Origin of the sequence: Roseibacillus persicicus, assembly GCF_014651675.1 — a bacterium.
GTDB lineage: Bacteria > Verrucomicrobiota > Verrucomicrobiia > Verrucomicrobiales > Akkermansiaceae > Roseibacillus > Roseibacillus persicicus.
Map to the genome: position 1 here is coordinate 383,975 of NZ_BMXI01000002.1, position 26,567 is coordinate 410,541.

Annotated in this window: 32 protein-coding genes; 28 read left to right on the plus strand and 4 right to left on the minus strand. The window is 54.3% G+C overall.

The window, feature by feature from the left end:
• Positions 1-23: 23 nt before the first annotated feature.
• Complete coding sequence (locus IE099_RS03755) at positions 24-692, minus strand: lamin tail domain-containing protein (protein WP_189567476.1); 669 nt, start codon at positions 690-692, stop codon at positions 24-26.
• 458 nt (positions 693-1,150) lie between these two features.
• Between IE099_RS03755 and IE099_RS03760 the strand changes: the two genes are divergently transcribed.
• The 28 genes from IE099_RS03760 (at position 1,151) to map (ending at position 21,447) form a co-directional block, all read left to right on the plus strand.
• Positions 1,151-3,409 carry an autotransporter-associated beta strand repeat-containing protein gene (locus IE099_RS03760; protein WP_189567478.1) on the plus strand — a complete coding sequence of 753 codons (2,259 nt, stop codon included), beginning with the start codon at positions 1,151-1,153 and terminating at the stop codon, positions 3,407-3,409.
• A gap of 111 nt (positions 3,410-3,520) precedes the next feature.
• Positions 3,521-4,216, plus strand: a complete 696-nt coding sequence (locus IE099_RS03765) for a PEP-CTERM sorting domain-containing protein (protein ID WP_189567480.1) — start codon at positions 3,521-3,523, stop codon at positions 4,214-4,216.
• 847 nt (positions 4,217-5,063) lie between these two features.
• A complete protein-coding gene (rpsL, locus tag IE099_RS03770) occupies positions 5,064-5,438 on the plus strand; it encodes a 30S ribosomal protein S12 (RefSeq protein WP_189567481.1) in 375 nt (124 codons plus the stop codon).
• Positions 5,439-5,458: 20 nt separating this feature from the next.
• On the plus strand, positions 5,459-5,932 hold the full coding sequence (gene rpsG / locus IE099_RS03775; protein WP_189567482.1) for a 30S ribosomal protein S7: 474 nt from the start codon (positions 5,459-5,461) through the stop codon (positions 5,930-5,932).
• A 34-nt stretch (positions 5,933-5,966) separates the two neighbouring features.
• A complete protein-coding gene (fusA, locus tag IE099_RS03780; RefSeq protein ID WP_189567483.1) occupies positions 5,967-8,117 on the plus strand; it encodes an elongation factor G in 2,151 nt (716 codons plus the stop codon).
• Between the two features lie 30 nt (positions 8,118-8,147).
• Positions 8,148-8,456, plus strand: a complete 309-nt coding sequence (rpsJ, locus tag IE099_RS03785; RefSeq protein ID WP_189567568.1) for a 30S ribosomal protein S10 — start codon at positions 8,148-8,150, stop codon at positions 8,454-8,456.
• A 13-nt stretch (positions 8,457-8,469) separates the two neighbouring features.
• The gene (gene rplC / locus IE099_RS03790; protein ID WP_189567484.1) at positions 8,470-9,108 is read left to right on the plus strand and encodes a 50S ribosomal protein L3; all 639 of its coding nucleotides are present in this window, start codon (positions 8,470-8,472) and stop codon (positions 9,106-9,108) included.
• 33 nt (positions 9,109-9,141) lie between these two features.
• Positions 9,142-9,747 carry a 50S ribosomal protein L4 gene (gene rplD / locus IE099_RS03795; RefSeq protein WP_189567485.1) on the plus strand — a complete coding sequence of 202 codons (606 nt, stop codon included), beginning with the start codon at positions 9,142-9,144 and terminating at the stop codon, positions 9,745-9,747.
• A gap of 24 nt (positions 9,748-9,771) precedes the next feature.
• On the plus strand, positions 9,772-10,056 hold the full coding sequence (gene rplW / locus IE099_RS03800) for a 50S ribosomal protein L23 (protein WP_189567486.1): 285 nt from the start codon (positions 9,772-9,774) through the stop codon (positions 10,054-10,056).
• 48 nt (positions 10,057-10,104) lie between these two features.
• A complete protein-coding gene (rplB, locus tag IE099_RS03805; protein ID WP_189567487.1) occupies positions 10,105-10,944 on the plus strand; it encodes a 50S ribosomal protein L2 in 840 nt (279 codons plus the stop codon).
• A 30-nt stretch (positions 10,945-10,974) separates the two neighbouring features.
• A complete protein-coding gene (rpsS, locus tag IE099_RS03810) occupies positions 10,975-11,244 on the plus strand; it encodes a 30S ribosomal protein S19 (protein WP_189567488.1) in 270 nt (89 codons plus the stop codon).
• 32 nt (positions 11,245-11,276) lie between these two features.
• Entirely contained in the window at positions 11,277-11,978 is a 702-nt protein-coding gene (locus IE099_RS03815) for a hypothetical protein (protein WP_189567490.1), read from the plus strand.
• Between the two features lie 12 nt (positions 11,979-11,990).
• Positions 11,991-12,698 (plus strand): 50S ribosomal protein L22, encoded by a 708-nt coding sequence (rplV, locus tag IE099_RS21040; protein ID WP_189567492.1) that lies wholly within the window; start codon positions 11,991-11,993, stop codon positions 12,696-12,698.
• A 48-nt stretch (positions 12,699-12,746) separates the two neighbouring features.
• Positions 12,747-13,526, plus strand: a complete 780-nt coding sequence (rpsC, locus tag IE099_RS03825) for a 30S ribosomal protein S3 (RefSeq protein WP_189567494.1) — start codon at positions 12,747-12,749, stop codon at positions 13,524-13,526.
• 62 nt (positions 13,527-13,588) lie between these two features.
• Positions 13,589-14,005, plus strand: coding sequence for a 50S ribosomal protein L16 (gene rplP, locus IE099_RS03830; protein ID WP_189567496.1), 417 nt, complete (start codon positions 13,589-13,591; stop codon positions 14,003-14,005).
• A 39-nt stretch (positions 14,006-14,044) separates the two neighbouring features.
• Positions 14,045-14,248, plus strand: coding sequence for a 50S ribosomal protein L29 (gene rpmC / locus IE099_RS03835; protein WP_189567498.1), 204 nt, complete (start codon positions 14,045-14,047; stop codon positions 14,246-14,248).
• Positions 14,249-14,269: 21 nt separating this feature from the next.
• Positions 14,270-14,548 (plus strand): 30S ribosomal protein S17, encoded by a 279-nt coding sequence (gene rpsQ / locus IE099_RS03840; RefSeq protein WP_189567500.1) that lies wholly within the window; start codon positions 14,270-14,272, stop codon positions 14,546-14,548.
• 51 nt (positions 14,549-14,599) lie between these two features.
• The gene (gene rplN / locus IE099_RS03845; protein WP_189567502.1) at positions 14,600-14,965 is read left to right on the plus strand and encodes a 50S ribosomal protein L14; all 366 of its coding nucleotides are present in this window, start codon (positions 14,600-14,602) and stop codon (positions 14,963-14,965) included.
• Between the two features lie 23 nt (positions 14,966-14,988).
• Complete coding sequence (gene rplX / locus IE099_RS03850; RefSeq protein ID WP_189567504.1) at positions 14,989-15,222, plus strand: 50S ribosomal protein L24; 234 nt, start codon at positions 14,989-14,991, stop codon at positions 15,220-15,222.
• Between the two features lie 65 nt (positions 15,223-15,287).
• Complete coding sequence (gene rplE / locus IE099_RS03855) at positions 15,288-15,857, plus strand: 50S ribosomal protein L5 (RefSeq protein WP_189567506.1); 570 nt, start codon at positions 15,288-15,290, stop codon at positions 15,855-15,857.
• Between the two features lie 28 nt (positions 15,858-15,885).
• Positions 15,886-16,284 (plus strand): 30S ribosomal protein S8, encoded by a 399-nt coding sequence (rpsH, locus tag IE099_RS03860; protein WP_189567508.1) that lies wholly within the window; start codon positions 15,886-15,888, stop codon positions 16,282-16,284.
• Between the two features lie 25 nt (positions 16,285-16,309).
• Positions 16,310-16,849: a 50S ribosomal protein L6 gene (rplF, locus tag IE099_RS03865; RefSeq protein WP_189567510.1), complete on the plus strand. Its 540-nt coding sequence runs from the start codon at positions 16,310-16,312 to the stop codon at positions 16,847-16,849.
• Positions 16,850-16,860: 11 nt separating this feature from the next.
• Positions 16,861-17,217, plus strand: a complete 357-nt coding sequence (gene rplR, locus IE099_RS03870) for a 50S ribosomal protein L18 (protein WP_189567511.1) — start codon at positions 16,861-16,863, stop codon at positions 17,215-17,217.
• Between the two features lie 10 nt (positions 17,218-17,227).
• Positions 17,228-17,950, plus strand: a complete 723-nt coding sequence (rpsE, locus tag IE099_RS21055; protein ID WP_189567512.1) for a 30S ribosomal protein S5 — start codon at positions 17,228-17,230, stop codon at positions 17,948-17,950.
• A 26-nt stretch (positions 17,951-17,976) separates the two neighbouring features.
• Complete coding sequence (gene rplO / locus IE099_RS03880) at positions 17,977-18,423, plus strand: 50S ribosomal protein L15 (protein WP_189567513.1); 447 nt, start codon at positions 17,977-17,979, stop codon at positions 18,421-18,423.
• A gap of 79 nt (positions 18,424-18,502) precedes the next feature.
• A complete protein-coding gene (secY, locus tag IE099_RS03885) occupies positions 18,503-20,002 on the plus strand; it encodes a preprotein translocase subunit SecY (protein ID WP_189567514.1) in 1,500 nt (499 codons plus the stop codon).
• Positions 20,003-20,007: 5 nt separating this feature from the next.
• The gene (locus IE099_RS03890; protein WP_189567515.1) at positions 20,008-20,628 is read left to right on the plus strand and encodes an adenylate kinase family protein; all 621 of its coding nucleotides are present in this window, start codon (positions 20,008-20,010) and stop codon (positions 20,626-20,628) included.
• Positions 20,629-21,447: a type I methionyl aminopeptidase gene (gene map, locus IE099_RS03895; RefSeq protein WP_189567516.1), complete on the plus strand. Its 819-nt coding sequence runs from the start codon at positions 20,629-20,631 to the stop codon at positions 21,445-21,447.
• A 99-nt stretch (positions 21,448-21,546) separates the two neighbouring features.
• Here map and IE099_RS03900 read toward each other — a convergent pair whose 3' ends face one another.
• The 3 genes from IE099_RS03900 to IE099_RS03910 form a co-directional block, all read right to left on the minus strand.
• Positions 21,547-22,200: an alpha/beta hydrolase gene (locus IE099_RS03900; protein WP_189567518.1), complete on the minus strand. Its 654-nt coding sequence runs from the start codon at positions 22,198-22,200 to the stop codon at positions 21,547-21,549.
• Positions 22,201-22,296: 96 nt separating this feature from the next.
• Entirely contained in the window at positions 22,297-23,040 is a 744-nt protein-coding gene (locus IE099_RS03905) for a hypothetical protein (protein WP_189567520.1), read from the minus strand.
• Between the two features lies 1 nt (position 23,041).
• The gene (locus tag IE099_RS03910) at positions 23,042-26,359 is read right to left on the minus strand and encodes a hypothetical protein (RefSeq protein ID WP_189567522.1); all 3,318 of its coding nucleotides are present in this window, start codon (positions 26,357-26,359) and stop codon (positions 23,042-23,044) included.
• Positions 26,360-26,567: the final 208 nt, after the last annotated feature.

The window sequence follows — 26,567 nt, forward strand, 5'->3', positions numbered from 1 at the left end:
GAATATTAAAGGGGCGGACAGCGCTAGCGTCGGCGTCGGAGAATAGGGAGAAGTCCCAGGAGCAAGAGGGCTGCACTACTAGCTTCAGGCACGACAGCGAAGCCTGGGGATGCGACATCTGTTCCGGCTCCAGCTGGGTCGGCTCCATCGCTGATGGCTACGAAGGCTTCGTTCTCTCCTGCAATGCTGAGATCCAAGCTCGTGCCAGAGGTATCCCACTCGAAGCTCGAGCCTTCGGTCGCAGTTCCGAAGGTGGCGGAGGCCACTAGATTCGCGGGACCAACATTGGGGTCTGAATCCCAAATTTCGATTTGGTCTCCGCCGGAACCCAAGCCTGAAAAAGGATCGTTCCCGCTAAAAAGTTCCTCCGAGTAGGCGATGAAACCACCTCCCCAAGCTGCAACGAAGTCGGGAATGTTTGCGATGCTTTCGGCCACAATTACGATGGATTCAGACGGCAAAAGTGTGATGGCTGGAAAGAGAGCTCCATCATTGCCTGTTGCTCCATCGTCGTCCCAATAGTAGCCGGTCAAGTCCACACTGAGGGAGCCGGTATTGGTCAGCTCGAACCAATCACCATTTGCCGCGCCGCCAGCGTGGCTGCTGCTCGACATGACTTCGGTAATCATGAAAGCGGCCTGTGTTGAGCTAAAGGCCGCTGTGGAAAGGAGAAGGAGGCTTATATTTTTCATCTTCGGGCTAACTCAAGCAAGGAATCGTGATTTTGTAGAATTAAGATTATGTAAAAATAGTGAGTTTTTCTTGGAGTTGAAGTTGTTTGTTTTGGTGGTGGTTTATATTGAGTGTTTTGTGGTTTTTAGTCGATTTTCGATATCACTAATCTAAATCTCCAAAAGCCCTCGAAGCAACACGTTTCAAAATCACTTCTTTACAGTGATTTTATTTGTTTCTTTTTTGTTTCGAGCCTGAATTTTGGTTTTTCACCCGTTATTTTCGGTTTGTTAATTGGGTTGTAACTCTTTGGCGGTAATTTGTTTGTGTTGTTTTGTTCTTCGCGTTTCGCGCGGGGTGGATTTTTTTCTCTGCCGCCTTCGGTAGGCATGCGCCTTGCTGATTCAATTCGAACTTAAGGTCTTCATTTTTGCTCGAAAAAGCGAGGTGAAAGGCCCCTAAAAATACTTAATTGAATATGTCTGATATCCGTAAGGTGAAGTGTTGTAAATGTAATGTTTCGGTATTGTTGGCTTCGGCTGCCGTTTTGCCGGTTTTTCTATCGGAAACCCTGCTCGGTGCGGAAATTGCGAAATGGGATTTTGTGATTTCCGGTGATTCGGCCCAAGTTGCGAATTCCCACTCTTCGGTGCTTGTGACGCCGGTTACAATGGCGGGAGGAGTTTCTCATACGCAAGACTCGGACAGCGGAGCTTGGAGGACCCGGGGTTATACTGGTGGAGAGGGTTATGTTGAGTTTTCGATCACCGCTGGGATGATTCAGCAGGTGACTCTCGAGTCCTTGGAATTTGCGGCTTTTGCTCGGGCAGCAAGTTCTTCGGGTGGGGCGTGGTCGGAGCCTGAGATCATTCTCGAATACGATGTTGAGCCCGCCTTCTCCAACCCGGTCTTTGCGGGAGCTCTCGACATGGGGGATGACTTGACCGAGGGAGCTGGTGAGGGGCCAACTTATACGAGTGATGCATCGACGTTTTTTTCCTCCGATTTGGTTATCGAGCCGATGGAGACTTATTACTTCCGGCTGCGGGCATCCGATGCGGTGGGGGCCACGGCATCGCGAAATCAAATCTACTTTAATGCGACAACTGACCTGACGCTGAGTGGGCAGGTCAATGTCGCCTCGCCGGCATTAACTTGGACTGGGAGTGAGAGCGCGAACTGGAATACGATAGAGCTCAACTTCTCCGAAGATGGTTTGCCTTCTCTATTCGAGACGGGGGATGGCGTGACGATTGGGACTGCAACCGACATTGTGGTGGACGCGGGTGGCATCACTGCCGGAGAGCTCTACATCACGAACAACTCTACCGCTACTTTCGAGCTGCAGGGTGGTGACTTGGTTACAGATGGAGTTGTGAAGGCTGGAAACAGCAACTTCGAGATCAAGGGGAATGTGGACACGGGGTCGGGTGTTACTTTGATTGCCGACGGAACTTTGCAAGTGGATGGCGGCACTTTGACGACTTCGGGATTGGTGTTTTCCGGGGGCGGCGAGTTGCGGATTGAAGCCGGTGGTTCTGTCACGAATTCCGCCGATAGCTATGTTCTGGCTGATATGGAGGGGGCGAATCTCCGCACCAATTCCAATATTACGGCAAGCGTGGGGCGGGTCGTATCGGACCTCCGTGGTTCGCGGTTCGCCAAGCAGGGCTCAGGCGAGCTCATCGTCACGGGTGATTTCACCTCGAGTGACGGCGGTCCTCTTCATCTCGACTACAATGGGGGAGTCATGACTTTCGACGGGGCGAACGCGGTCGCGCTAACCGATGGGGAGGACTATAGCTCGTGTCAGGAGGGGTTGAACTTCATCGGGTCTCAAGTTTCTTTCCATGGTTTGAAATTGGGTCGCAATGAGGAGGAACCCTCGGACGATCGGGACGGGTTGGTAGTGATCCAAGGAACCGGAACTCGAATTGAGTCCGCTTTGGACGAGGGGGAAAACGTGATCTATGAGGCTGTGCGCATTGACACAGCCCTGGAGCTCTTCGTGCCTTTCGGGAATAACGACTTCTACTTTGATTTTCCCATCATGGGAGTGGGCGATTTTATTAAAACTGGAGAAGGTGAAGTCTACTTTGATGCGGAGAATACCTACACTGGAGATACGATTGTTCAGGCTGGAACTCTACTCTGTGCGGAGCCTTCCTTCGGGGATACTTCCCGCATTGAGATCTCTGGCACCGGGGGCATTGTGCTGAGCTTCACCGGCGAAGATCAGGTTGGTAAGCTTGTGATTGAAGGTGAAGAGATGCAGCCGGGGATCTGGGGGCCGCGTTTTACCGATGCTCAGTTTGAGTCGGATTATCTCTTTGGCACTGGGGTCTTGCACGTAACGGGAGCCGAGCCATCTGATTATGATGATTGGGTGGTTGAGTTCGGTGTCGAGGGCGAGCCTGCAGAGGATGATGATTTGGATGGAGTGAGCAACGCTGCCGAATACGCTTTTGGAACCGAGCCGACCAGCGCGGGATCGGTGAGTCCCTACCAAACCGATTTGGATAAGGCGACAGGCTTGTTGAGTTACACTCGGCGAAAGCCAGCTCTGTCCGACCTAACTTATACTTACGGATATTCGACCACGCTGGAGGGTGAGTTCACAAGCTTTGCCCCTATCGAGTCGTCGGACGGTGGTGATCCCGTCGAGGTGATTACTTTGACGCTGCCGTCAGCCTTGCTCGAGGAGGACGCCTTGTTCGTAAGGGTCTTCGCAAACTGAATCTCAAATCAGTTCACTCAAATGTGGGTTAAATATTTCTCCTTTTGAAGAGGGATCTCCGAGGTGGGGCTCGCATTGAGTGGACGCAAAAACAACAAACCAGAAAGATAAATGAAATATACAAAGGTGGCTCTCGGGCTGATTGCAGCGAGCTTAACTGGCGAGATGATGGCGGCCACGGTCCTATGGGATTTTCGCAATAGCCAATCTCCCGGGCAAGCGCTGGATTCTCCCGATGCCAATCGAGTGAGTACCGCTACGGTGGATGGGGTGACAATTACCGCTACCGCAACTTCGACCATCGGCGATCAGACCGCTGTATTCAATGCCGGGTCGAATGTGGCGGGGGTCAATACGGATGGGGCAGGGAATAGTGTTGAAAGCTCTACTGCCATTGACTCTGGCGAGGTCCTAACAATCACCCTGACCTTCGGGCCCGATATCAGTGAAGTGATCCTAATGGGGATTGGGTTCGACCGCTTGGACAATGGAACCGGGGCAGAAGCCGCGGTGCGGTATCCCTCGGAGACGGGCGGAACAGGCACGACGGGAACATCTCTTTCCCAAGGGGAGTTCAACTTCATTGCGGATACAACCTATCAGGGAATTAGTGGTGACTGGTGGTATGCCAACCCGGACCCTGTGTTCGAGAATGGCGATTTCATCACTTTCGCGAACAGCGGGTCATCCAACTATAATATCAAGGCTTTCTACCTCGATATTGTGCCGGCTCCTGTCCCCGAGCCCTCGGTGTCGTTGCTAATGGGGTTTGCTTCTTTTGCTTTCCTAGTGCGGAAGCGTAAGTAGCGGTCAGCGGAAATCACTAATTTCAGCCCAGCTGTCTGCCCCGTATCGAGGGGTGGGCCGCTGGGCTTTCGCGTTTTGGGTGGTGCGAGTTGACGTAAATGAAAGCGAGGAGGCTTTCACATTGGCGTCGTTTCTCGAGGGATCTAGGAATAGTGACTATGTCAGCAAGCAATGAGAGCGGAAGTTGGCGGTCTCTGGCAGGAAGCAATCGGGGTCAATATTGTCTGCCCGTTCTGGTGTCACTTGTTCTCCAGTTCTTGTTTCTCGGGGTGGGTGCTCTGGCAGTGGACGGGGGAGAATTTCTGAAAATCGTCGAATTTTCGCTTTTGGCTACTTGGGTGACCACAATTTCTGTGATTTGGCGAAGGGCAAAGAAACCAACGGAGTTCGATTTGTGGGTGCTTCAATTTTGCTTTCCCGTCTTTCTTGTGCTATTTGAAAGAGTCTCTCGTTTCGGCTGATTCCATTGCGCGACAAGGAGATTTTGTCCTCTTCGGCTTCAGTTCCGGAGGGTTGGAGCTGTGGTAAAAGGATTTGAACTCACGGGGTTGGAAATCAAATGATCCGAATCATCTGAATTTTTTCCGCGAAATTACAAACTTTGGTCTTGTCAGTAAGCCCGCGATTTCTATAGTCCGCGCCCCGCCAGTCGTGACTGGGTGTCTTTTTGGCCCCGGTTGCTTCGTTTTTTAAATACCTATCGGGTTGCTTCCGGACAAGTCAGCTGATGCGAGTGAGATTCTCGCACGTTGTTTGGTCGCAAGTGCTCAGGGTTTTTGGAAAGGCGGGGAGAGTGATATCCTCCAAATTTAACCGATTTTTAACCAAAAGCTGAGAAGCAGAGATTATGCCGACCATTAACCAACTCGTGCGAAAGGGACGTAAGAAAATTACCGTCGCTTCCAAGTCACGCGCATTGACGAATTGCCCGCAACGTCGTGGCGTGTGTTTGCAGGTTTACACCCGCACACCTAAGAAGCCGAACTCCGCCCTCCGTAAAGTTGCGAAAGTCCGCCTCACCAACGGCCACGAAATCATCGCCTACATCGGCGGAGAAGGCCACAACCTTCAGGAGCACTCCATCGTCCTCGTGCGTGGTGGTCGTGTGAAAGACCTTCCTGGTGTCCGTTACCACATCGTCCGTGGTGCCTTGGATACCCTCGGTGTTGATAAGCGGATGCAGTCCCGCTCCAAGTATGGCGCCAAGCGTCCGAAGAAGTAATTTTTAACCATTTTTGAACCATGGCTCGCAGATCACGCAAGTATAAGAAGGACCCAGTCCACGACTCGAAGTTCGACAGTCCTCTCGTCGGCAAATTCATCAGTATGGTGATGAAGGAAGGCAAGCGTTCCCTCGCGGAGCGGATTGTCTACGCTGCCATCGATAAGGCTAACGACGGAACCGACACTGTTGATCCTCTTGAGATCGTCAACCGTGCGATTGAAAACTCCAAGCCTCGCGTTGAGGTGAAGAGCCGTCGTGTGGGTGGTGCTACTTACCAGGTGCCTCTCGAAGTGGATGCCGACCGGTCCGAGGCGCTCGCAATGCGCTGGATCGTTGGTTACGCCCGTGGCCGCAAGGGAACACCCATGCACCTCGCGCTCGCTAACGAGATTAAGGATGCTTCCAACAACACTGGCAGCTCCGTCCGCAAGCGTGACGATGTTCACAAGATGGCTCAGGCGAACCGCGCCTTTGCTCACTTCCGTTTCTAATTGACCCCCTTATAGTAAAGAAAAACGACCGTCAATGTCCGCCAACCCCTCCAGTCCTGACCGAGCTTTCCCATTGCTGCGCACGCGCAACATCGGGATCACGGCTCATATTGACGCGGGGAAGACGACCTTGACGGAGCGTATTCTTTTCTACACCGGGATGATTCACCGCCTCGGCGAGGTTCATGATGGTGCGGCTACGACCGACCACATGGAGCAAGAGCGCGAGCGCGGCATCACCATTCAATCGGCCGCAGTCACTTGTTCTTGGGAGCAAAAGCCCGAAGAGGGAGTGACCAAGCTTTTCCAAGGGGAAGAGCAGCGCGTCAATATCATCGACACTCCCGGACACGTGGACTTCACCGCTGAGGTAGAACGTTCCCTCCGGGTTCTCGATGGTGCCATTGTGGTCTTCTGTGGTGTTGCCGGAGTGCAGCCGCAGACCGAGACCGTCTGGCGCCAAGCCAACAAGTATTCCGTCCCGCGAATTATCTTCGTGAACAAGATGGACCGTGTTGGTGCTGATTTTAATTCCGTCGTGGAGGAAGTCCGCGAAAAGTTGGGAGCGACTGCGCTCCCAATTTTGATCCCGCTCGGTTCCGAAGATTCTCTTCGTGGTCAGTTGGATGTCATCAATCAAAAGGCCGTCATCTACACCGAAGACGATACCTTGGGTTCCACTTACGAAGTTCGTGATTTGGAAGGTGACGAGGTTGAGCTCGGGAAGCTCGCTTACGCCGAGTTGCTGGAAACAGTAGCGGGTGTCAACGAAGAGTTGGGTGAGAAATTCCTCATGGAGGAAGAGATTACCGTGCTCGAGTTGAAAGCGGCTTTGCGCGAGGCGACCATTGCGAATGAGATTGTCCCTGTTGCTGGAGGTTCCGCCTTCAAGAACAAGGGAGTGCAATTCTTGCTCGATGCCGTTGCTGATTATCTCCCCAGCCCTCTCGATATCGCTGCCGCAAAGGGAATGAGTCCCGATGACGAGAGCAAAGAGATTCTCGTTGAGACTGACGACGCTGCCAAGTTCTGTGCTCTGGCCTTCAAGCTCACCAACGACAAGCACTTCGGAAAATTCGTTTTCTTCCGAGTCTACTCCGGGTCCGTTTCCAAAGGGGACCAGGTTTACAACCCCCGCACCGGGAAAAAGGAGCGCGTTGGACGCCTGATTCAGATTCAGGCCGATTCCTTCAAGGACATCGACACCTGTTACTCCGGTGACATTGCCGGCATGGTGGGGCTGAAGCACACCGCGACTGGTGATACTCTTTCCGACCCTTCGCTCAAGGTTGCCCTCGAGCGTCCGGTTTTCCCTGAGCCCGTCATTGGAATGGCTGTTGAACCCCGTTCGACTTCCGACTCCGAAAAGATGTCGCTCGCTCTCAGCCGCTTGGCAGATGAGGACCCGACTTTCGTTGTTTCCAAGAACGAAGAGACTGGCCAGACCATCATCTCTGGCATGGGTGAGCTTCACCTCGAAGTCATCATCGACCGCCTCCTTCGTGAGTCCAACGTGAACGTTCGCGTCGGCAAACCCCAGATTTCTTACCGCGAAACCATTTCGCAACCCGCCACTGGCGAGGGCAAGCTCGAGAAGCAAACCGGCGGCACCGGCCAATACGGTCACGTTATTCTCGAGGTGAAGGCCAACAAAAAGGGGAGTGGCAACACTTTCGAAAACACCGTCAAAGGCGGCGTGATTCCCAAAGAGTTCTTCGGCGGAATCGAGCGCGGTCTCAAAGAGGCCATGACGACTGGAATCGTAGCGGGTTATCCCGTGGTCGACGTCCACGTCAACGTCAAGGACGGCTCCTTCCATGAGGTGGATTCCAACGAGAATGCCTTCCGCATGGCCGCCATCTTCGCCATCCGCGATGCATTCGTGAAAGCGAACTCGATTTTGCTTGAGCCTGTGATGGATGTCGAAGTAAGCACCCCGCCCGACTATCAAGGAGATGTCATGGGCGACCTCAACCGCCGCCGCGCCCAGCTCGGCAGCATGGAGACCAAAGGCACCATCTGCACCCTCAAGGCGCAAGTCCCACTCTCCGCGATGTTCGGTTACATGACCGACCTCCGAACCCTTTCTTCCGGCCGGGCCTCATTCACCATGGAGCCCAGCAGCTTTGAACCTGTCCCCGATAAGCTGGTGGACGAACTGACGGGCCGACGCCCCGCCGCATAACCTGAACGAACGACCAACTTTTTCAATAAACTGATGAACCAGAAAATTCGCATCCGACTCCGGGCCTTCGACCACCGCGCGATCGACCGCTCGTCCGACGAAATCGTGGAGACTGCGAAGCGCACAGGCGCTCGTATTGCCGGCCCGATTCCTCTTCCAACCCGGATCGAGAAGTTCTCCGTGAACAGTTCCGTCCACGTAAACAAGAAGTCAGCCGACCAGTTCGAGATTCGGACTCACCGTCGTCTCCTCGACATCGTGGACCCAACCGCTCGCACCGTTGACGAACTCAAGAAGTTGAACCTTCCCGCTGGTGTGGACATCACCATTCAAATCTGACCCCCTTAGAACAATGGCTTTAGGACTTATTGGTAAAAAATTGGGCATGACCCGCGTCTTCGACAAAGAGGCCGGCTCCATGATTCCTGTCACCGTGATCGACGTCACTGGTAACGAATACGTACAGACCCGCACTGTCGAGAAGGATGGCTACTCTGCTATCCAGGTCGCATATGATGATCAAAAGGAGCACCGCCTCACCGGCGCTGCCAAGGGTCACCTCGACAAGGCAGGCGTTGCGCCCAAGAAGAAGCTTCTCGAATTCCGTTTCGAAGAAGGCGAAGAGCTCCCCAACACTGAAGAAGCTCACCCCGGTGCTGCTCTTTTCGAAAATGGAGCATGGGTTGATGTCATCGGCACAACCAAGGGTAAAGGTTTCCAAGGCGTGATGCGCCGCTACAACTTCCAGGGACAGCCTGCGGCTCACGGCCACATGATGCACCGCCGGACAGGTGCTGTTGGTGCCGGTTCGACTCCTGGTCGTATTTGGAAGGGCCAGAAAATGCCCGGTCGTCACGGTAACTACCGTCGCACGACACAGAATTTGAAGGTGGTGCAGAGCCGCCCCGACGACAACGTCGTGCTGATTTCCGGCGCCGTTCCTGGTGCCAAGGGCAACTACGTTGTGATTCGCCCCGCGTTGAAGAAGTAAACGCAAACTGTAAGAATTTAGAAAGGAACGAAGATGGCTAAAACATTGAGTATTGATGAGGCGAAAGCCGCGAACCTGACCCTCGAAGAAGAGGGACGGGGAAGTCAGGCTGTGCACGACCTCGTAGTCGCGTATCAGGCCAACCGCCGCAGTGGCACAGCTTGTGCCAAAACCCGGGGAGAAGTTTCCGGAAACAACAAAAAGATGTTCCGTCAGAAGGGAACTGGTAACGCCCGTCACGGCACCAACAAAGCTCCGATTTTCGTGGGTGGTGGTGTTGTCTTCGGACCTCGCCCCCGTAGCTATGCGAAGACTGTCCCACGGAAAGTCCGCAAGCTCGCCCTTCGCCGCGTGCTCAATGACGCCATTGCCGAAGGCAAGATTGTTTCGGTTGACAGCTTCGCGATTGCCGACGGCAAGACCAAGTCTTTCCTCAAGACCGTCAACGAGACCTGTGCCGCGAACACTGTCCTCATCATCGGCAAGTCCTTTGACGAGAAGACTTACCTCGCCGGTCGCAATGTTGCCTGGGCTCAGTTGGAAACTGCTGAGAACGTCAACATCGAGCAAATCATGAAGTATCAGGGAATCATCCTCGTCGAGGATAGCTTCGAAACTCTCGCCGCTCGCACGGCTTAATCCCGCAGTAGAACCCCAAGGAAAATGAAAGACATTTACCAAGTGATCGACACCATTCAGATGTCGGAAAAGGCCGCTCTCTTGCAGGAGACCAACAACGAATACGTTTTCAAAGTCGCTCGCGCAGCCAACAAGATCGAAATCAAGAAGGCTGTTGAGAAGTTGTTCGCCGTCAAGGTGGAGGACGTCCGCACCTGCAACTACGAAGGCAAGCTCAAGCGCAAGCGTCGTGCCGACCAAGGTCGCACTGCCCGCTTCAAGAAAGCTTATGTCCGCCTGAAGGACGGGGATACCCTCGACCTGGTGTAAATCAAGACACCTGCCTAATTACCTAACCAACTTTCAACCCGAATCGAGATGTCTCTGAAAACATTCAAGCCCATCACTCCGACCAACCGGTATAAGGAACACCCCGACTTTGCGGAGGTGACCAAGTCCACTCCGGAAAAAAGCCTCACCCGTCCTCTCAAGAAGTCTGGTGGCCGCAACAACCAGGGTCGTATCACCTGCCGTCACATCGGTGGGGGACACAAGCGCAAGTATCGCGTGATCGACTTCAAGCGCTCCAAGCGCGACGTCGAAGCCACCGTTGTTGGTATCGAGTATGATCCCAACCGCACCTGCCGCATTGCCCTTCTGGAATATGCTGATGGCGAGAAAGCTTATATCCTTGCTCCTGTTGGTTTGACCGACGGCGCCAAGGTGGAAGCAGGCGAAAACGCGGCTCCCAAGCCCGGCAATGCCATGCCTCTCAGCAAGGTCCCTCTCGGAACCGCTGTTCACAACATCGAGCTTCAGCCTGGTGGTGGTGGCAAAGTGGCCCGCTCCGCTGGTCAGCAAGCCATCCTTTCCAACCGCGACGGTGACTACGCACTTGTCCGCATGCCTTCTGGCGAAATTCGCCGCTTCATCGCGACTTGCTACTGCACCATCGGTCAGGTCGGCAACCGCGACCACATGAACGAAGTTTCCGGTAAAGCAGGCCGCACCCGCTGGCAGGGCACCCGCCCAACAGTGCGCGGTATGTGTATGAACCCAGTCGACCACCCGAACGGTGGTGGTGAGGGTAAGTCCAAGTCCGGTGGTGGTCGTCAGCACTTGAAGTCTCCCTGGGGTCACACCAAGGGTCAAAAGACTCGCAAGAAGAAGAAGCCTACCAACACCTTCATCGTTGAGCGTCGTAAGAAGAAGCGCTAATCCCCGAAACCACTCGAACAGAATTTTACTATGCCACGTTCACTGAAAAAAGGACCCTTCGTCGATCAGAAGCTTCTCGCGAAAATCGATGCTGCGGTTGAAAAGGGCGACAAAAAGCCCATCAAAACTTGGAGCCGTCGCTCGATGATCACGCCTGACTTCGTCGGCCTGACCTTCTCGGTTCACAATGGAAAGACCTTCCTCCCCGTCCTCGTCACCGAGAACATGGTTGGTCACAAATTGGGAGAATTCTCTCCCTCCAAGAACTTCAAGGCTCACGGTGGTGTGGGTAAGAAGTAAGAACTGACCTGAAACTGACAATTCTTCGCAAGATGACTATCCGCCCGCAACTGCCAACCGTGCTCGCTACCCTTCTGGGGATGGCCACGTTGGCGAGTGGGCAGACCGGTGACTTGCGGGGAGAGCTCAATCGTCTGCGCCGCGAAAACGTCAACTTGAGCGAAAGCCTGGTTGCCGCCAACAAGCGCGCTGACGAAAGCACCGCCAAACTCAACGACATCAAGCTTCGCCTTGAGGCGATGGGTTCCGGTTTACTCGATGGGGGGGATGACCGCCTTGTCAAAGCCGTATCCGACCTCGAAGTGATGGCTCGCAAGCTTAAGGAGATGGAGGAAGCCGCTCTCGCGCTTTCCGCCAGCACCCAGAACTATCTTTCCACCGCCATCGCCGCCGACCCGGAAGCCCGGGTGGAGGTCGAGACCCGCCTCCGCGCTCTCGATACCGTCATCGGACTGCGCGAAGCACCCCGGAAGGATCGCCAGATGGGCAATCTCCAGCAAGCCGAAGTCGTCAGTGTTGATAGCGAGTCCGGAGTGGTCGTAGTCAATGTTGGACAAAAAGAGTCTGCCGTAGTGGGGATGGCCTTCGAGGTCTACCGCAACGACAGCAAAGTGGCCGAGGCTCTCGTCGCGCAAACTCGCAACGATGTCAGTGCCCTGTTAGTAACGAATTTAGAAAACGAAGAGAATCCCGTTCGCAGAGGCGACCGGGTCTCATTTAAACGCAGCAATTAAGGAAGAAGAATCATGGAAGTCCGCGCGATACATAAATATGCGAGAATCTCAGCCAAAAAGGCACGGGATGTGGCTCGGGAAATTCAGGGAATGCCTGTTTCCGACGCTCTCGATACACTGACCTACACGCCCAAGAAGGCCGCTCTCCTCATCGGAAAGACCCTCAAGAGCGCTGTGGCCAATGCCGAGAACAATCACGAGATGGTCGCCGAGACCATGGTGGTCAAGGAAGCTCACGTGACCGATGGACCGACTTCACGTCGCTTCAAGCCCCGTGCCCGTGGTTCTGCCGCTGCCATCCGCAAGCGCACCAGCCACATCTACATCACCCTCGCGGAAGCTCCCGAGGAAGAGGAAAAGCCCAAGTCTGCCAAAGCAGCGAAAAAGGCCGCTCCCAAGCAGCCAGCGAAAGCTGAAAAAGCTCCCGCGCCAGCCGCTGAGGAAGCCCCCGCTGCTGAAGCCAACAAGGAAGCTCTCGGATTCGTCTACGACGAAGCGCCCGAAGCTGCCGACGACCTCAAAAAGATTTCCGGCGTTGGTCCTGCACTCGAAGCGAAATTGCACGGGTTTGGTGTTTACACCTACCAGCAAATCGTCGATTGGACCCCCGAGAACATTGCCGCCTTCGATGACCTGCTTTCCTTCAAGGGACGCATCGAGCGTGACAATTGGCAGGAACAAGCCAAGACACTTCAATCTGAAAACGGAGGCGAGGCTTAAACCCCACGCAATCGCAACCGAAACAACTTAACTTATTTAACGAACGATATGGGACAGAAAGTCAATCCAGTGGGTTTCCGACTCGCCTTCAACCGCGACTGGCGCTCGAAGTGGTATGCTAAAGGTGATGATTACACCACCAAGCTCCACGAAGATCTCCAGGTGCGCAAATACATCAAGAACCGCCTCCAGTTCGCCGCCATTTCCAAGGTGGTGATCGAGCGGGCTTGGAACAGCGTGCGCGTCACGATCCACACCTCTCGCCCCGGTCTCGTGATCGGCAAGCGTGGTGCGGAAATCGAAACCATGACCAAGGACATCTCCAAGATTTGCAAGGGAGCCCAGGTCAAGATTGATATCCTCGAAATCCGCCAGCCGGAGCTCGATGCCCAGCTCGTTTGTGAGAACATCGCCGTTCAGCTTGAGCGTCGTATCAGCTTCCGCCGCGCCATGAAGCGCGCGGTTCAGACTGCAATGGACTTCGGTGCTGACGGCATCCGTGTTCGTTGTGGAGGTCGCCTCGGTGGAGCGGACATCGCCCGTGCCGAGCAATACCGTCAGGGCAAAGTCCCACTTCAAACTCTTCGTGTCCCTATCGACTATGGTTTCGCGGAAGCGAACACCGTTTACGGAATCATCGGCGTCAAGTGCTGGTTGAACGTGAAGGAAGAGAAGCTCAAGGGCGGCCAAGGTGGCGGCCAGCGTCGTGGTGGCCCAGGTGGTCGTCGTGATGACCGTCGCGGAGGTGGTGATCGTCGCGGAGGCGGCGGAGACCGCCGCGGAGGCGGAGACAACCGCGGTGGCGGTGGGGGAGCACCCCGCGGCTAAACCGGCTGCTACACACAATTTTTTCGAACGAACCCAAACTTTTACAAAGGAGGACCTAAGATATGCCACTCATGCCCAAGCGGACCAAGTTCCGCAAATCACATCGCGGAAGCCGCGCTGGTAATGCCCAGCGGGGAACAGACGTTAGCTTTGGAGATTTCGGTCTTCAGGCGCTCGACCGTGGTTGGATGACCAACCGCCAAATCGAGGCCTGCCGGATTTCCATCAACCGTTACCTCAAGCGTAAGGGTAAAGTCTGGATTCGTATCTTCCCTCACAAATCCACCACCGCACGTCCCCCTGAAACCCGGATGGGTAAAGGTAAGGGCCCCGTTGCAGCTTGGGTAGCCGTGATTCGTCCCGGTGCCATGCTCTTCGAAGTGGCTGGTGTGCCTGAGTCCCAGGCGAAAGAGGCCATGCGCCTCGCATCCAACAAGTTGGGTATCCGCACCCGCTTCGTGGTTCGTGGTAACCACTAAGGCACCCGCAAAACATTTTTAGAAAGAAAGACAGTTATTATGGCAGCGACAAAAGCAAAAGACCTCCGCGAAATGAGCAGTGAAGAACTGACCAAGCGCCTGCAGGATCTCAAATCGGAGGGCGTGACCCTGCGCATTCAGCAAGCAACCGGACAGTTGGAGAACACCGCTAGCATTCGGACCGTGCGTCGTGATGTGGCACGGATATTGACCATTTTGAACCAACGTCGCAGCCAGGCGTAACCGATAAGAATTAAGAACGAGATGAGCGAAGAAACCAAATCAGCAGAAGAGACCGGCCCCGGCTTGCGCAAGCAGCGCGTCGGTATCGTGCGCTCGACCGGCATGGACAAGACCATCGTGGTCGAATACACCAACCGTGTCCCACACCCCCAGTTTAAGAAAATCGTGAAGCGCTCGAAGAAATTCTACGCTCATGACGAGAAGGAAGAAGCAGCTGTGGGCGACAAGGTCCGCATCGAAGAATGCCGTCCTCTCTCCAAGAAGAAGTGCTGGAAGCTCGTAGATGTTCTTACGCACTAATCTTCCCCCTCATTTTTTTAGTAACCAAATTTAACCGAAAGGAACGAAGCGATGATTCAGATGGAGTCCAAATTCGAGATTGCCGATAACACCGGCGCTCGTCAGGCAAAAATGATTGGAGTATTGGGCAAGCGCTCACGCTCGGCAGATGTGGGTGACATCATCACCGCACACATTCGGGAGTCGATCCCAACCGCTTCTGTGAAGAAGGGGACTGTGGTTAAGTGCGTGATTGTGCGCACCGCAGCTCCTATCCGGCGTGCTGATGGTTCGATTCTCCGCTTTGATAGCAACGCGGCAGTGATTATCGACAAGGACGGCAACCCCAAGGGAACCCGTATCTTTGGCCCAGTCGCCCGTGAACTTCGTGAAAAGAACTTCATGAAGATTGTGTCCCTCGCCCCCGAGGTGCTCTAAACCCAGTAAAGAAACTTTACGAGATGTCCCGCATTAAAACACACGTCAAAGCAGGTGATGAAGTTGAAGTCATCGCCGGCAACCATCGTGGAAAAAAAGGCAAAGTCCTTTCCATCGATGCCAAGAAGAATCAGGTGGTCGTCGAAGGCGTCCGCGTGATGAAAAAGTCAGTCCGTCGCTCCGAAGAAGCACCCGAGGGTGGAATTATCGACAAAGACGGCCCGATTCATCTTTCCAATGTCAAGAAAGTGGGCTAACCCCCGCACCTCGCAGAGCAATCTGCGGTCCTAGCGCTTAAGCGAGAGAAAGCTGACCCGCGATTATGAATAACCAAACTAAAGAACTATACACCAGCCAAGCGGTGCCTCAGTTGAAGGAGCGCTATGGTCTGAAGAATCCCAATGAGGTGCCGAATCTTGAGAAGATCGTGCTCAATACCCACATTGGACGTTACATCAACGACCGTAAGGTAGCCGTGGAAGATGCTGTCGAAGACCTCGGCAAGATCACCGGGCAAAAGCCAAGTGTCGTCTTCGCTCGCAAGAGTGTGGCGAACTTCAAGGTCCGCGAAGGAGAAGCCGTCGGAGCCCGTGTCACCCTTCGTGGGGAGCGCATGTGGGAATTCCTCGACCGCTTCATCAACATCACTGCTCCCAACGTGCGCGACTTTCGCGGTTTCCCGTTCAAGAGCTTTGACGGCCGTGGCAACTACGCCATGGGCATCAATGACCAGTCCATTTTCCCTGAAATTGAACTCGACCAGGTGAAGCGCCAACTCGGCTTCGACCTCATCGTGGTCACCACTACTAACAGTGACGAGCAAGCGAAAGCACTCCTTGAGATGCTTAACTTCCCGTTCCGCAAGCCGGCTGAAAAGTCAGAAGCCGCCTAACCAATAGAATTTAAACGAGGACAATATTATGGGAGTCATTAGTGATCCAATTTCCGATTTTTTGATTCGGTTGAAGAACGCCTCACGGGCGCAGAACGACCAATTCACCGCCCCTTTCTCCAAGATGAAGGTCGAGCTTGCTCGCATTCTCAAGGAAGAAGGCTACATCTGGAACTACGAGGTGGACACCACCGGTAAGTTTCCAGTCATCAAAGTGACCGCCAAGTATGTGGACGGCACTCCAGCTTTGACTGACCTCAAGCGTGTTTCACGCCCCGGTCGTCGCCACTATGTCGGTGCGGGCGATGTGCCCCGCGTGTTGAACGGTCTCGGTATCTCCATCCTCTCGACTCCTCGCGGAGTGATGACTGGAACTCAGGCCAAGCGTGAAAACGTAGGCGGCGAATTGCTGGCCAAGGTTTGGTAACCCTCAGACAGAAAGAACGAAACAGATGTCACGAGTAGGAAACAAATCAATCGCTCTTCCCGACAAGGTGAAGATCGCAAACGACGGCCCCCACGTTACAGTGGAAGGCCCCAAGGGTAAGCTGGAATGGACTCTCCCCGAGGGAATCTCCATCTCCCAGGCCGACGGCGAATTGACCGTCACCCGCGAGAACGACAAGCGCGAAAAGCGTGCCCTCCACGGCACCTCCCGCAGCTTGGTTCAGAACATGATTACCGGAGTTTCGGAAGGCTTTGTCAAAGAGCTCGAAATCCAGGGGGTTGGTCTCCGTGCCGCTTTGAAGGGCAAAGACCTCGACCTCAGCTTGGGTAAATCTCACCCCATCATCCACCCCATCCCCGAAGGTCTTACCGTGACTGTCACCGACAGCACCAAGATCAAGGTGGAAGGTATCGACAAGCAACTCGTAGGACAGTTCGCCGCCGAAGTGCGTCGCTTCTATCCACCAGAGCCCTACAAAGGAAAAGGTGTCCGCTATGTGGGCGAATATGTGCGCCGTAAGGCCGGTAAGAGCGTGAGCAAGTAAGGACTAGAACGATGAGTATTTTAAACAGAAAGAAAGTGCGCCAGCGTGTCCATAAGCGGATTCGCAAGAAGGTGATTGGAACCAGCGAGCGTCCTCGTTTGGCCGTCCATTGCTCCAACAAGAACCTTTATGTTCAGTTGATCGACGATTCAGCCGGCAAGACCATTTGCCAAGCCTCTACTCTCGATAAGGAAGTAGAAGAAAAAACGACCAACAAGGACGTGGCAACCAAGATTGGCAAGCTCATCGCTGAGCGTGCTCAAGCTGCCAAAGTTTCTGATGTGGTATTTGACCGAGGTGGTCACCTCTACCACGGCAAGATCAAGGCTTTGGCCGACGGTGCCCGCGAAGGGGGATTGAAATTTTAATTGAAGAACGATGTCAGAAGATAACGACAAGAAACCAACAGACGCCCCGACTCCAGAGCCAGCAGCTTCCGCCGATACGGCACCTGCGAAAACCGAGGCCGCCGCAGAAAAACCTGCTGCCCCTCGTGGAGATCGACGCGCCCCGGAACGTCGCGATGACAATCGTGGAGGTGGAAACCGCGGAGGCGGTGACCGTCGTGGAGGTGGCCCGGGAGGCCGCCGTGATGGAGGCCGTGGCCGCCGTGACGAAGAGGAAGATGATGGCATGGTCGAGAAGGTCGTCTTCATCAACCGATGCGCCAAGGTGGTGAAGGGTGGACGTCGCTTCAGTTTCTCCGCCCTCGTAGTCGCTGGTGACCTCAATGGTAAAGTTGGCTTCGGATTCGGTAAAGCGAACGAAGTGGCCGAGTGCATCAAGAAGGCGAGCGAAATCGCGAAGAGAAGCTTGGAGAAGATGGACCTCGATGGAGATTCCATTCCTCACGAAACTTATGCTGAGTTCGGCGGTGGCAAAGTTCTTCTTCGCCCCGCTTCACCCGGAACCGGCGTTATTGCTGGTGGTGGTGTCCGTGCCGTCTGCGAAGCAGTCGGGATTAAGGACGTCCTCGGTAAGTCCCTCGGTTCTAACAATCACGCCAACGTGGTGAAAGCCACTCTCAAGGCCCTCTCTGAACTTCGTAATCGCGACGAGATTTATGCTCTGCGCGGTAAGAAGAAGAGCAAGGCTATTTAACCTCAATTTAGAAAGCTAAAGGCAAAATGAACTTGCACGATTTACAACCCAATCCCGGCGCCAAGCACCGGACGAAGCGTCTCGGTAAGGGCGAAAGCTCCGGACTCGGAAAGACTTCCGGTAAGGGACACAAAGGGCAGAAGGCTCGCTCCGGCGGCACCATCCGCCCCGGATTCGAAGGTGGTCAGATGCCCCTTCACCGTCGTCTGCCCAAGCGCGGATTCAACAACTTCACCTTCCGTGACAAGATCGCGACAGTGAACTTGGCCCGCATCGAAGAGAAATTCGAAGACGGGGAGACCGTTAGCGAAGAGACTTTGCGCGAACGGAACCTAATGAAAGGTGTCTACGATGCCGTCAAGGTTCTCGGACAAGGAGAGATCACCAAGAAGCTGACCTTCAAAGTCGACCTCGTGAGCGCATCTGCTCAGGAGAAGATTGAGAAGGCGGGCGGATCGGTGGAACTCGGTTAATTCTCGTTGATCATTCACTCCCAAGTTGAGCCCTGGATTTCTCCGGGGCCCTTGGGATTTTTCCATAGATATACTATTCATGATTTCGGCTTTTGCTAACACGTGGCGGGTTCCCGAATTGCGGGATCGCATTATTTTCACCCTGGTAATGATTGTGATCGTTCGTTTGGGCGTGAACATCTCTCTTCCGGGAGTCGACTCAACCGTTATCAAAGAATGGTTGGAGATTCGGGCCAATGAAGAGGGAACAGGAGCAGGCGCCCACCTTGGGGCCCTGTTGAACGTGTTCTCGGGAGGGGCGCTACAGAATGCGGCCCTTTTTGCACTCGGCATCATGCCTTACATCTCGGCATCGATTATGATGCAGTTGATGGCCGCTGTTGTGCCCAAGCTTGCCAAGCTCCGTCGCGAGGAGGGCGGACAGCAGAAGATTAACCAATACACCCGCATCATGACGATCATCATTGCGGCGGTGCAGGGGTTCCTCCTTGCCAAGTCATTGGAAAATCCTGAGGCGATTATTTACATGGACGGGATCGAGAAAGTGGGGCGTCCATTGGTTCCTGATTGGGGTTGGGGCTTTGTCTGTATGGCGGTTCTGACCATCATTGCCGGCACCATGTTCTTGATGTGGATCGGTGACCAAATCACCGAACGCGGGATTGGTAATGGTATTTCTTTGATTATTTCGGTGAACATCATCGCGGCCTTGCCCGGTGGTTTGACCCAAGCGTGGACGCGTTTTATCGGAACGGATGGCTCGTCAAGTCCGTTCCAGGCGATGACGCTGGTGGGATTGGTGGCCTTCCTCTTGTTGATCACCGCAGCCATCATCGCCATTACTCAGGCCCAACGCCGAATTGCGGTCCAGTATGCCAAGCGGGCTAGCAACCGTAGCGCCAAGCAGATGACCGGACACACCCAATATTTGCCCCTAAAGGTGAACTATGCCGGTGTGATGCCCATCATTTTTGCGAGTGCGGTTTTGAACCTTCCTCTCTTGTTGTTGAGTCAGATCTTTCCCGATGCGGCATGGGTTGCAACTTTCCAGCAGTTCTTCAATACCGGCGCGTGGCCATATTACGTGATCGCCGGCATTATGATTTTCTTCTTCAGCTACTTCTGGGTCGCGACCATGTTCCAGCCGAGCGAGATTTCGGAGAACTTGAAAAAGGGCGGGGGTTATATTCCTGGTGTTCGTCCTGGTAAACCCACTGCGGACTTCCTTGATTTCACCATGACCCGTCTCACCTTCGCTGGTGCGATTTTCTTGACCATTATCTTCGTTCTTCCCGGATTGGTCACACACATCTTCCAGCTGCCCGGCTTGGTTTCCCAGTTCTTTGGCGGCACCAGTTTGCTCATTCTTGTGGGTGTCTTGCTTGACATGATGCGCCAGATTGAAACTCACCTGCTGCAGCGGAACTACGATGGCTTCTTGCGCAAAGGGAAGTTGAAAGGTCGCATCGAGCGTCGTCAGGCCTCCGGACAGTCAGCCAATGGAGGTCTTATCCTCTGGTTGCTGGTGTTCGTTTCGGTCATGATTGTTCTCGGAATTGCGGCTTGGATTGCTAAGTAAGGGCAATGCCTGCTGACGTTCGTTGCTTTACGATGCTGGGTCCACCGGCATCTGGCAAAGGAACCCAAGGGCGGCTCCTCGCTGAAAGGCTGGGAATCGCCTATCTCAGTACCGGAGCCCGCCTTCGCCGCGAGATCGAAGAAGGTTCGCCTTTAGGACAGCGGGCCCAGGTTTTTCTCGATCGCAATCAGTACGTTCCAGACTCGCTGGCGGTAGAGCTGGTGAAGTCATGGGTGCTGCGGCATGAAGAGGGATGGTTGCTCGATGGTTTTCCTCGAAGCATTCCCCAAGCCGAGGCTCTTTTGGAGTTCGCGCCCCAGGCTTTTACAGTGATTCATCTCTCGGTTCCCGAGGAAGAGCTTCGAAGTCGGGTCGTTACCCGAAGGGAGTGCATTTCTTGTGGATTTGTTTCCACCAACGACCATAAACAATGTCCCAAGTGTGGAGGTGAACTCGAGGCTCGGGCTGATGATTCGGCAGAGGGTTTTGAAAAACGCTTTCAAGCTTACCAATCGTTGACCATCCCAGCTCTTGAGTTATTAAAAACCCGCACGACAGTTGTCACCATCGAGGGATTGGGCTCTCGGGAAGAAGTGGCTGGCGCAATTCAAGATCAACTCACCTAAATGGCTAAAAAGAAGAAAAGTAGGATCCCAATCAAGACCGCAGAAGAGATCAATTTGATGCGGGCCGCCGGCGAGACTGCGTCCGAGATTTTACAAGCCACCGCGGCCTTCATTGAGGCCGGGAAGACGACCCGTGAGATCGATGAGTTTGCCGCACGCGAAATCGAGAAGCATGGATGCACTAGCGCGTTTTTAAACTACCGGGGATTTCCTGGGAATGTGTGTGTCGGCTTGAACGAGTGCGTGGTCCATGGAATCGGTGACGAGCAGGAAGTCAAAGAGGGAGATATCGTGAAAATTGATGTCGGGATTTTTAAGAACGGCTGGATTGGTGACAACGCCACTACCGTCCCCGTTGGGAAAATCGATGATGCAAGCAAAACCTTGCTTGCTGCCACCGAGCAGTCTCTTTTCAACGCCATTGAATATGCTGTGGAAGGCAACCGGCTTTGGGATCTTTGCGGGAGCGTGAACAGCTACGTGCGCAAATTCAAATTTACAGTTGTTCGCGACCTCGTGGGTCATGGGGTGGGGAAAGAGCTGCACGAAGAGCCTCAAGTGCCAAATTACCGGCCGATGGGAAAACGCTCTCCCGTTCTCAAAGCGGGCATGATTCTGGCAATTGAGCCGATGGTGAATGCAGGCACCTCCCATGTTGAAACTTTAGCCGACGGCTGGACGATGGTGACCGCGGACCGGGCGAACTCCGCTCATTTCGAGCACACTGTTTTGGTCGGGAAAGAGGCTCCGGAGATTTTGACCTGGCGGCCACGGACGGCGCTGCCCGAGCAGCTTGGAATCCCCGAACTGGCTCTTTAGGAGTCAGGGTGGTTTTTAGGGCTGGGTTAGGGGTAACTCCGCTATCGAGGAGAGTTTTGGTGTTGCCGCTTTCGCTCAGAGCTTCTCGCTCAGGTTCTTTTAACTATGCTGTATCAGCCATTCGAATAGGTCTTGGACTTCGGCTTGATTCACCGAGTGGCCCAAGTGAGGGTAGATTTTGAGAGAGGGAGAGTAGCGATTGGCTTTCAGGCTGGCAAATGACTCTTGGGCTGCCTGAAGAGGAACGACTTCATCATCATCGCCGTGAAAGAGGCCGACGGGGATGTCGCGAGCGGGACTCGGGACAGGGTGGCTGTCGTCTTCCAAAAGATATCCTGACAGTGCAAGAATCCCTGCGATGGAGTTCTGATTTTTGAGCCCGACTTGAAGGGCCATGGCCGCTCCTTGGGAAAATCCGGCGAGGAAGACTTTCCCGGCTTTCTCTTGCCGAAGGAGTTCTTCAATTTGTTGTTCGCTCTTGGTGACGGTCTCCCAATCGACTGCCCGTGGATGACTGAGGGCAAGAATATCATACCAAGCGGGCATCGTCATTCCCATGTTGATCGTCACGGGGATGGTTTCCGCATGCGGGAGCACGAATCGCCACGCTTGTGGGCGGGCGGCTTCGCAAATCATGTGAGCGACATCAGCGAAGTCGTGTCCATCTGCGCCAAGGCCATGCAACATGAGAACGGTGACTTCGGCTGTGTCCCGGTCTGCACCGAATTCAAGAAAAGGGAGTGCGCTCGGCATGGCGCGACTCTAGGAATTTGAGCCCCGAAGGAGAAGGAGTTTTCTTTCCGGGAATCATTTGGAAGTGAGTTCAGTAGTTCGAATGGCGCCTACGAGTTACTCGTCTCGGGCTGGTTCATTATACTTCCTTTGCATCTCAAGGTCATAGCCTTCGCGCGGATGGGAGAGCGTCAGGGTGCGGACTGATAGATTTTTGGTGGCTCCAGTGAGCAGGAGAAGTTTCTGCGACTTGGGCACAGCAGTTGTTAGGTAGGTCTTGCGCGGCTTCCACTTTTCTCCATCGCGGACACTGAAGAGGAAGCGGATGGCGTCTCCTTGTTGGGGGGTGGCTTTGTAGATGAGTTTTTGGCCCTTCTTGATGAGTTGCTGCTTGTTCGCACAACGAAAGGCGAGGTCCTGGGCGCTGATATTGAGGAGACAATGAGAGTCCTTGGGGATGTCCTTGGTGGAAATGTTAAAGGCTTTGAATTGAGGTCTGCCCTTGGAATCTGGAGCGATAAAGACCAGCTGGTTGGAACTGGAGTCTGTTAGGGATACTTTGCTCCAGAGCTTGAAAGCTTCTTCCTCTTCGCTATCGGACTGGCTGCGATAGATTTCGACTGTTGCTGCGTCGGAAGGAATTTCGATATCGAACGAAACTGTATTTGGATAGAGGGTGACTTTCTCCATGGCACTCGCTCCTTTGGCAAAGAAAGTAACCATTGCCTTTTCGCTGAGTTTTCGGTCTCGGCTCACTTCTTCCGGAGCCTGATAGAAGAAGAGGAGTTTTCGCGCGTCCTTGGCGAAAAGGCCACAGGAGCTTGCAAAGAGAATCAGGAGGGTTGCGATTGTATTGCTCATATTAAACTTCGTTTTCGTTCAGCCAGCGGAAAGAGACTAGAGAGAAACGGCGACCGTAATTGCGATTGATTTTCGATAGGGAATCGAAGTCTTTCGTTGAAGCGAGGTCGCTGGGGTCGACGAATTCGGTTTGTCTCTGCACGACTGCTTCACAATATGCGGTTGCCAGGATTCGTCCATTTTTGTCGCGTGAGTCGCCGTAGGTGCGGATTTTGAAGGTGTCTCCGCGAGCTGTTAGAAATGGTCCAATGCGGGCGAGAATGTCGGATTGCATCAGATAGCCCGGAACGTTGGTGCTCAGCTTGCGGCTGGTGAGGGCTTTGACGGACCCGTCGCTGACGATGACCTCATTGAGCAATTCAAAGGTTGCGATGGTGTCTTCAAAGTTGCCGTTGATGGATTCTCCTTCCTTGTCTTCGACGTCGAGGGCCTGCTGAATGATTCCGCTATTGGCGAAAGCGAGATTGCTTCCATCTCCATCTTCGAGCGAGCGGTTGATAAACTCTGCGAGGGAAAGGTGGGGGCGGCCTTTTGCCACACAACGTTCCTGATTGAAGCGGGCGATGTTCTCCGCCAGTTTTCCAATTTGTTCGTCGCTTAGAGCGCGAAACGAAGAGTAGGCACCCGGCTCATCGGTGGAAGGGCTTTCACTGAGGCCCGAGCCGAGCGGTTGGTCGAAGCGGGTGAGGGGATGGGTGTCACTGTTCTTTTTATCGTTTACAGTTTGGTCGCGGAAAGCGGAGAGGACGGCCTTCCAGGCGTTGGGTGAGGCCGAGTTGACATTGAAGCCTCCTTCAACGGTGAGGTGGGCGGCAATGGTTGAGGAATCGATCGACTCCTCATCAGTCGCATCAAAGTGATAGCGTTCGTTTGCCAAGGAAGAGGGTGAGCTTGCGCCTTTGCCGTAGGTCGAAAAGAAAAAGCTGTCCCAGAGTTCCTTGTTGAGCTTGTAGGCATAGTCGTGGACGAATCCTGTTTCTCCCCCTTGACTCTTGGGGGAGTGGTCCACTTCGATCTGGTCCAATGGAACGAGAATGGGAGCATAGGAATTGCCGATGGCATACGTCGGGGTGTAGGCGATGGGGGAGTTGTTTTGTCCCCAATTATTACGGGTGTCTTCGATGTTGAAGAGGTTGGCCTGTGCAAGCTCACCAATGGACCGGAAGACTTTTTCCTCCCGGGGATATTCGAAGAGGGAGTATTCGGTGGGGCCGAATCCATAGTCGATGGAGCTGCCAAGACTGAATGTCCCGTCCCCTCCACCGATCCAAGTGGTGAAGGGCTGCCCCAGACTATTGTTTACGCCCCCGGAAACGTAGATGGGCGAGGATGAGAATGGTCGGCCGGGATTGGGCGAAGCTGCCATCCGGGTGAAAAAGGGACTGCGAATGTTCCCGATACTGAGCATGTCGATTTGGAAAGAGCGCGACGCTTTGTTCCGCCAATTGATAAAGCTCTGGGGATTTGCAATTTGGTCTGACAGAGGGAAGGGCATGAAGTATTGGAAGCCGAGGAGAAGTTCATGCATGGACTCCTGATAGGTCGGTTCATGGGGCTGGGTCGCGGGCGGGGAGGTCGTTCCATATCGCAAGGTTGCTCCTTGTCCCCCCAAGCCGGGGAGATCCGCCATGCCGATGAAGGTCGGGCGGATACTGAGGCCGTTGCCAATCAGATCCACATCAGCTCCAACATGATTGATGGAGACCAACTTGGTGTCTTGGGAAAACTCGGAAGACTGGTTGAGGGAGCTATGAGCATTCCAAAAGTTATTGGAGAATTTGACCAGCGAGTTGGCAGTATTTCGGTAGCCCCAGATAGAGCTCGAATTGGTCACCTCGTTGTAGAATCCGCCGACTGTGAGGAGGTCGTCGACCCCGACGAGTTTGTTGACCTTTGCGTTGCTACTATAGGGCTGGTAGCCCTGCACCCCGAACCGTTTGGTGCTCCCGGCCTTGATGACTCCAGGCGCCAGAGACATGCGGAGGACCGGGGCGCCCTCGTTGTCGCCGGGTTGACGCCCGGCGGCGGGAAAGGCTTGGAGAACTGATCCTCCCGCATTCACGTTGAGCCCTTGGAAAGTGTGTTGGAAGTAAAGTTCACCCACCGACATATCGACATCATATGGATTCCAGAGGACGAGTGAGGGGCAAACATAAGTATAGAATGTTGCTCCGACGTAAGAACGTATATCCGCCGTGGTGATGGTTTGCACGGGGGTGCCTTCCTTGTGGGGAACGGAGTATACCTTGAAGGCCCACTGCATCAGTGCCACTACTGGAGCGAAGCCCGAATCCTCATTAGTGGGGGGGCGGGCCTCCACGACTTGACTCCGCGAGGAGACCCGGTCGTTTAGATAATTTCGAAGTTGTTCCCACTTGGGGCCGCCGGGATCTCCCCCGGACCCCGATGATGGAAAGATGAGCTCCTGATAGGGGGTCTTATCAACAAATTTGCGGAAGTTGGATTCCGAGCTTTCCAGAGCGAGGGTCAGATCGGTCTTGAGTCCTCCATTTGCAGTGTCTGTCAGGAGACTGCGAGAAAAGGCGGTCAGATCATTCTCAAAATGAACTTCCGGGTTCACCTTGTTTTTGATTCCCATGGTTGCCAGGGTGGCATAGCGGCCACTCTCGTCACCTTCCAACCAGTCGGAGTTCAGGAAAGGTGTCTCGCCGTCGAGCTCTATCAGCTGCGGGTTCACGGCGGTGGCGTAGAGGGAGCGGTTTTCACTGCGTTCCGAGCTGGTGACATTGATGTGCGCTTTGATATTTTCATCGGAGACGGCATAGCCGAAAGCCCCCGTGATTTGATTGGGGGAAGAGTAGACGCCTTCCAAGGCGACCCGCAGCTCACTGTGATCGGAACCGGAAGATCCACCTGCGGAGGAGAGTGAACTGAGGGAGCTTCCTGAACGGGCTTCTGAGAAGAGGGTGATTTCCTTTGCTGATGAGCTGCCGACAGTGGAGTAGGTGGCGATCTCCTTGCTGCGGTCGACCTCACCGCTGCCGCTAACCAGCCAGATTGGCTTGTCCGCCGTGAGCTCCTTGTTGTCGGCCAGATGGTCGGGATTGCTCGCCCACACTCCGGTCCACCGCGAGGTGGAGGGATTGGTAGAGCCGGATGCAGGGGTGACGAGCTCGGCCCGGGCAGTGACCCGGGTGTCGGGACCGGCGTGCTTTTGAAGTTTTCCGATCGCGATTTGCAACGCGAGGCGGGCATTGGCGCGGGCAATCTTCTGGTCGTCACCAGAGCGGGAGGCGCGAATCTGGGTTGCGGAGAGCCCAAGGATTCCCACAGCGATGAGTGAGAGCAGAATCATCATGGTAATGGTCAGGATTAGGGAAAATCCTTGCCGCGGGTGGATACCTGACTGGCTGCCCCGTGATAATTTGCGTTTGCAATGCATAGTAATGGTATATGCCTGCGAGAGGAGTGTTTGCGCAAAAATTGTCGAAGTATTCTGAAAGAAAAATTCTCAGCCGGTGTTCCCGCCTGTTCTTGGAGCCTCTTCCCGGGAGCTCGTTGTCCTC

Coding starts and splice junctions, on each gene's coding strand:
- rpsC (WP_189567494.1), top strand. CDS start 12,747: ATGGGACAGAAAGTCAATCCAGTGGGTTTCCGACTCGCCTTCAACCGC.
- IE099_RS03760 (WP_189567478.1), top strand. CDS start 1,151: ATGTCTGATATCCGTAAGGTGAAGTGTTGTAAATGTAATGTTTCGGTA.
- rpsS (WP_189567488.1), top strand. CDS start 10,975: ATGCCACGTTCACTGAAAAAAGGACCCTTCGTCGATCAGAAGCTTCTC.
- rplD (WP_189567485.1), top strand. CDS start 9,142: ATGGCTAAAACATTGAGTATTGATGAGGCGAAAGCCGCGAACCTGACC.
- rpsL (WP_189567481.1), top strand. CDS start 5,064: ATGCCGACCATTAACCAACTCGTGCGAAAGGGACGTAAGAAAATTACC.
- IE099_RS03755 (WP_189567476.1), bottom strand. CDS start 692: ATGAAAAATATAAGCCTCCTTCTCCTTTCCACAGCGGCCTTTAGCTCA.
- rplE (WP_189567506.1), top strand. CDS start 15,288: ATGAATAACCAAACTAAAGAACTATACACCAGCCAAGCGGTGCCTCAG.
- rpsE (WP_189567512.1), top strand. CDS start 17,228: ATGTCAGAAGATAACGACAAGAAACCAACAGACGCCCCGACTCCAGAG.
- rpsQ (WP_189567500.1), top strand. CDS start 14,270: ATGAGCGAAGAAACCAAATCAGCAGAAGAGACCGGCCCCGGCTTGCGC.
- IE099_RS03890 (WP_189567515.1), top strand. CDS start 20,008: ATGCCTGCTGACGTTCGTTGCTTTACGATGCTGGGTCCACCGGCATCT.
- rplV (WP_189567492.1), top strand. CDS start 11,991: ATGGAAGTCCGCGCGATACATAAATATGCGAGAATCTCAGCCAAAAAG.
- rplB (WP_189567487.1), top strand. CDS start 10,105: ATGTCTCTGAAAACATTCAAGCCCATCACTCCGACCAACCGGTATAAG.
- IE099_RS03905 (WP_189567520.1), bottom strand. CDS start 23,040: ATGAGCAATACAATCGCAACCCTCCTGATTCTCTTTGCAAGCTCCTGT.
- IE099_RS03910 (WP_189567522.1), bottom strand. CDS start 26,359: ATGATGATTCTGCTCTCACTCATCGCTGTGGGAATCCTTGGGCTCTCC.
- rplW (WP_189567486.1), top strand. CDS start 9,772: ATGAAAGACATTTACCAAGTGATCGACACCATTCAGATGTCGGAAAAG.
- rpsG (WP_189567482.1), top strand. CDS start 5,459: ATGGCTCGCAGATCACGCAAGTATAAGAAGGACCCAGTCCACGACTCG.
- rplP (WP_189567496.1), top strand. CDS start 13,589: ATGCCACTCATGCCCAAGCGGACCAAGTTCCGCAAATCACATCGCGGA.
- rplF (WP_189567510.1), top strand. CDS start 16,310: ATGTCACGAGTAGGAAACAAATCAATCGCTCTTCCCGACAAGGTGAAG.
- rplR (WP_189567511.1), top strand. CDS start 16,861: ATGAGTATTTTAAACAGAAAGAAAGTGCGCCAGCGTGTCCATAAGCGG.
- rplN (WP_189567502.1), top strand. CDS start 14,600: ATGATTCAGATGGAGTCCAAATTCGAGATTGCCGATAACACCGGCGCT.
- rpmC (WP_189567498.1), top strand. CDS start 14,045: ATGGCAGCGACAAAAGCAAAAGACCTCCGCGAAATGAGCAGTGAAGAA.
- IE099_RS03900 (WP_189567518.1), bottom strand. CDS start 22,200: ATGCCGAGCGCACTCCCTTTTCTTGAATTCGGTGCAGACCGGGACACA.
- rplC (WP_189567484.1), top strand. CDS start 8,470: ATGGCTTTAGGACTTATTGGTAAAAAATTGGGCATGACCCGCGTCTTC.
- map (WP_189567516.1), top strand. CDS start 20,629: ATGGCTAAAAAGAAGAAAAGTAGGATCCCAATCAAGACCGCAGAAGAG.
- secY (WP_189567514.1), top strand. CDS start 18,503: ATGATTTCGGCTTTTGCTAACACGTGGCGGGTTCCCGAATTGCGGGAT.
- IE099_RS03815 (WP_189567490.1), top strand. CDS start 11,277: ATGACTATCCGCCCGCAACTGCCAACCGTGCTCGCTACCCTTCTGGGG.
- rpsH (WP_189567508.1), top strand. CDS start 15,886: ATGGGAGTCATTAGTGATCCAATTTCCGATTTTTTGATTCGGTTGAAG.
- rplX (WP_189567504.1), top strand. CDS start 14,989: ATGTCCCGCATTAAAACACACGTCAAAGCAGGTGATGAAGTTGAAGTC.
- fusA (WP_189567483.1), top strand. CDS start 5,967: ATGTCCGCCAACCCCTCCAGTCCTGACCGAGCTTTCCCATTGCTGCGC.
- rplO (WP_189567513.1), top strand. CDS start 17,977: ATGAACTTGCACGATTTACAACCCAATCCCGGCGCCAAGCACCGGACG.
- IE099_RS03765 (WP_189567480.1), top strand. CDS start 3,521: ATGAAATATACAAAGGTGGCTCTCGGGCTGATTGCAGCGAGCTTAACT.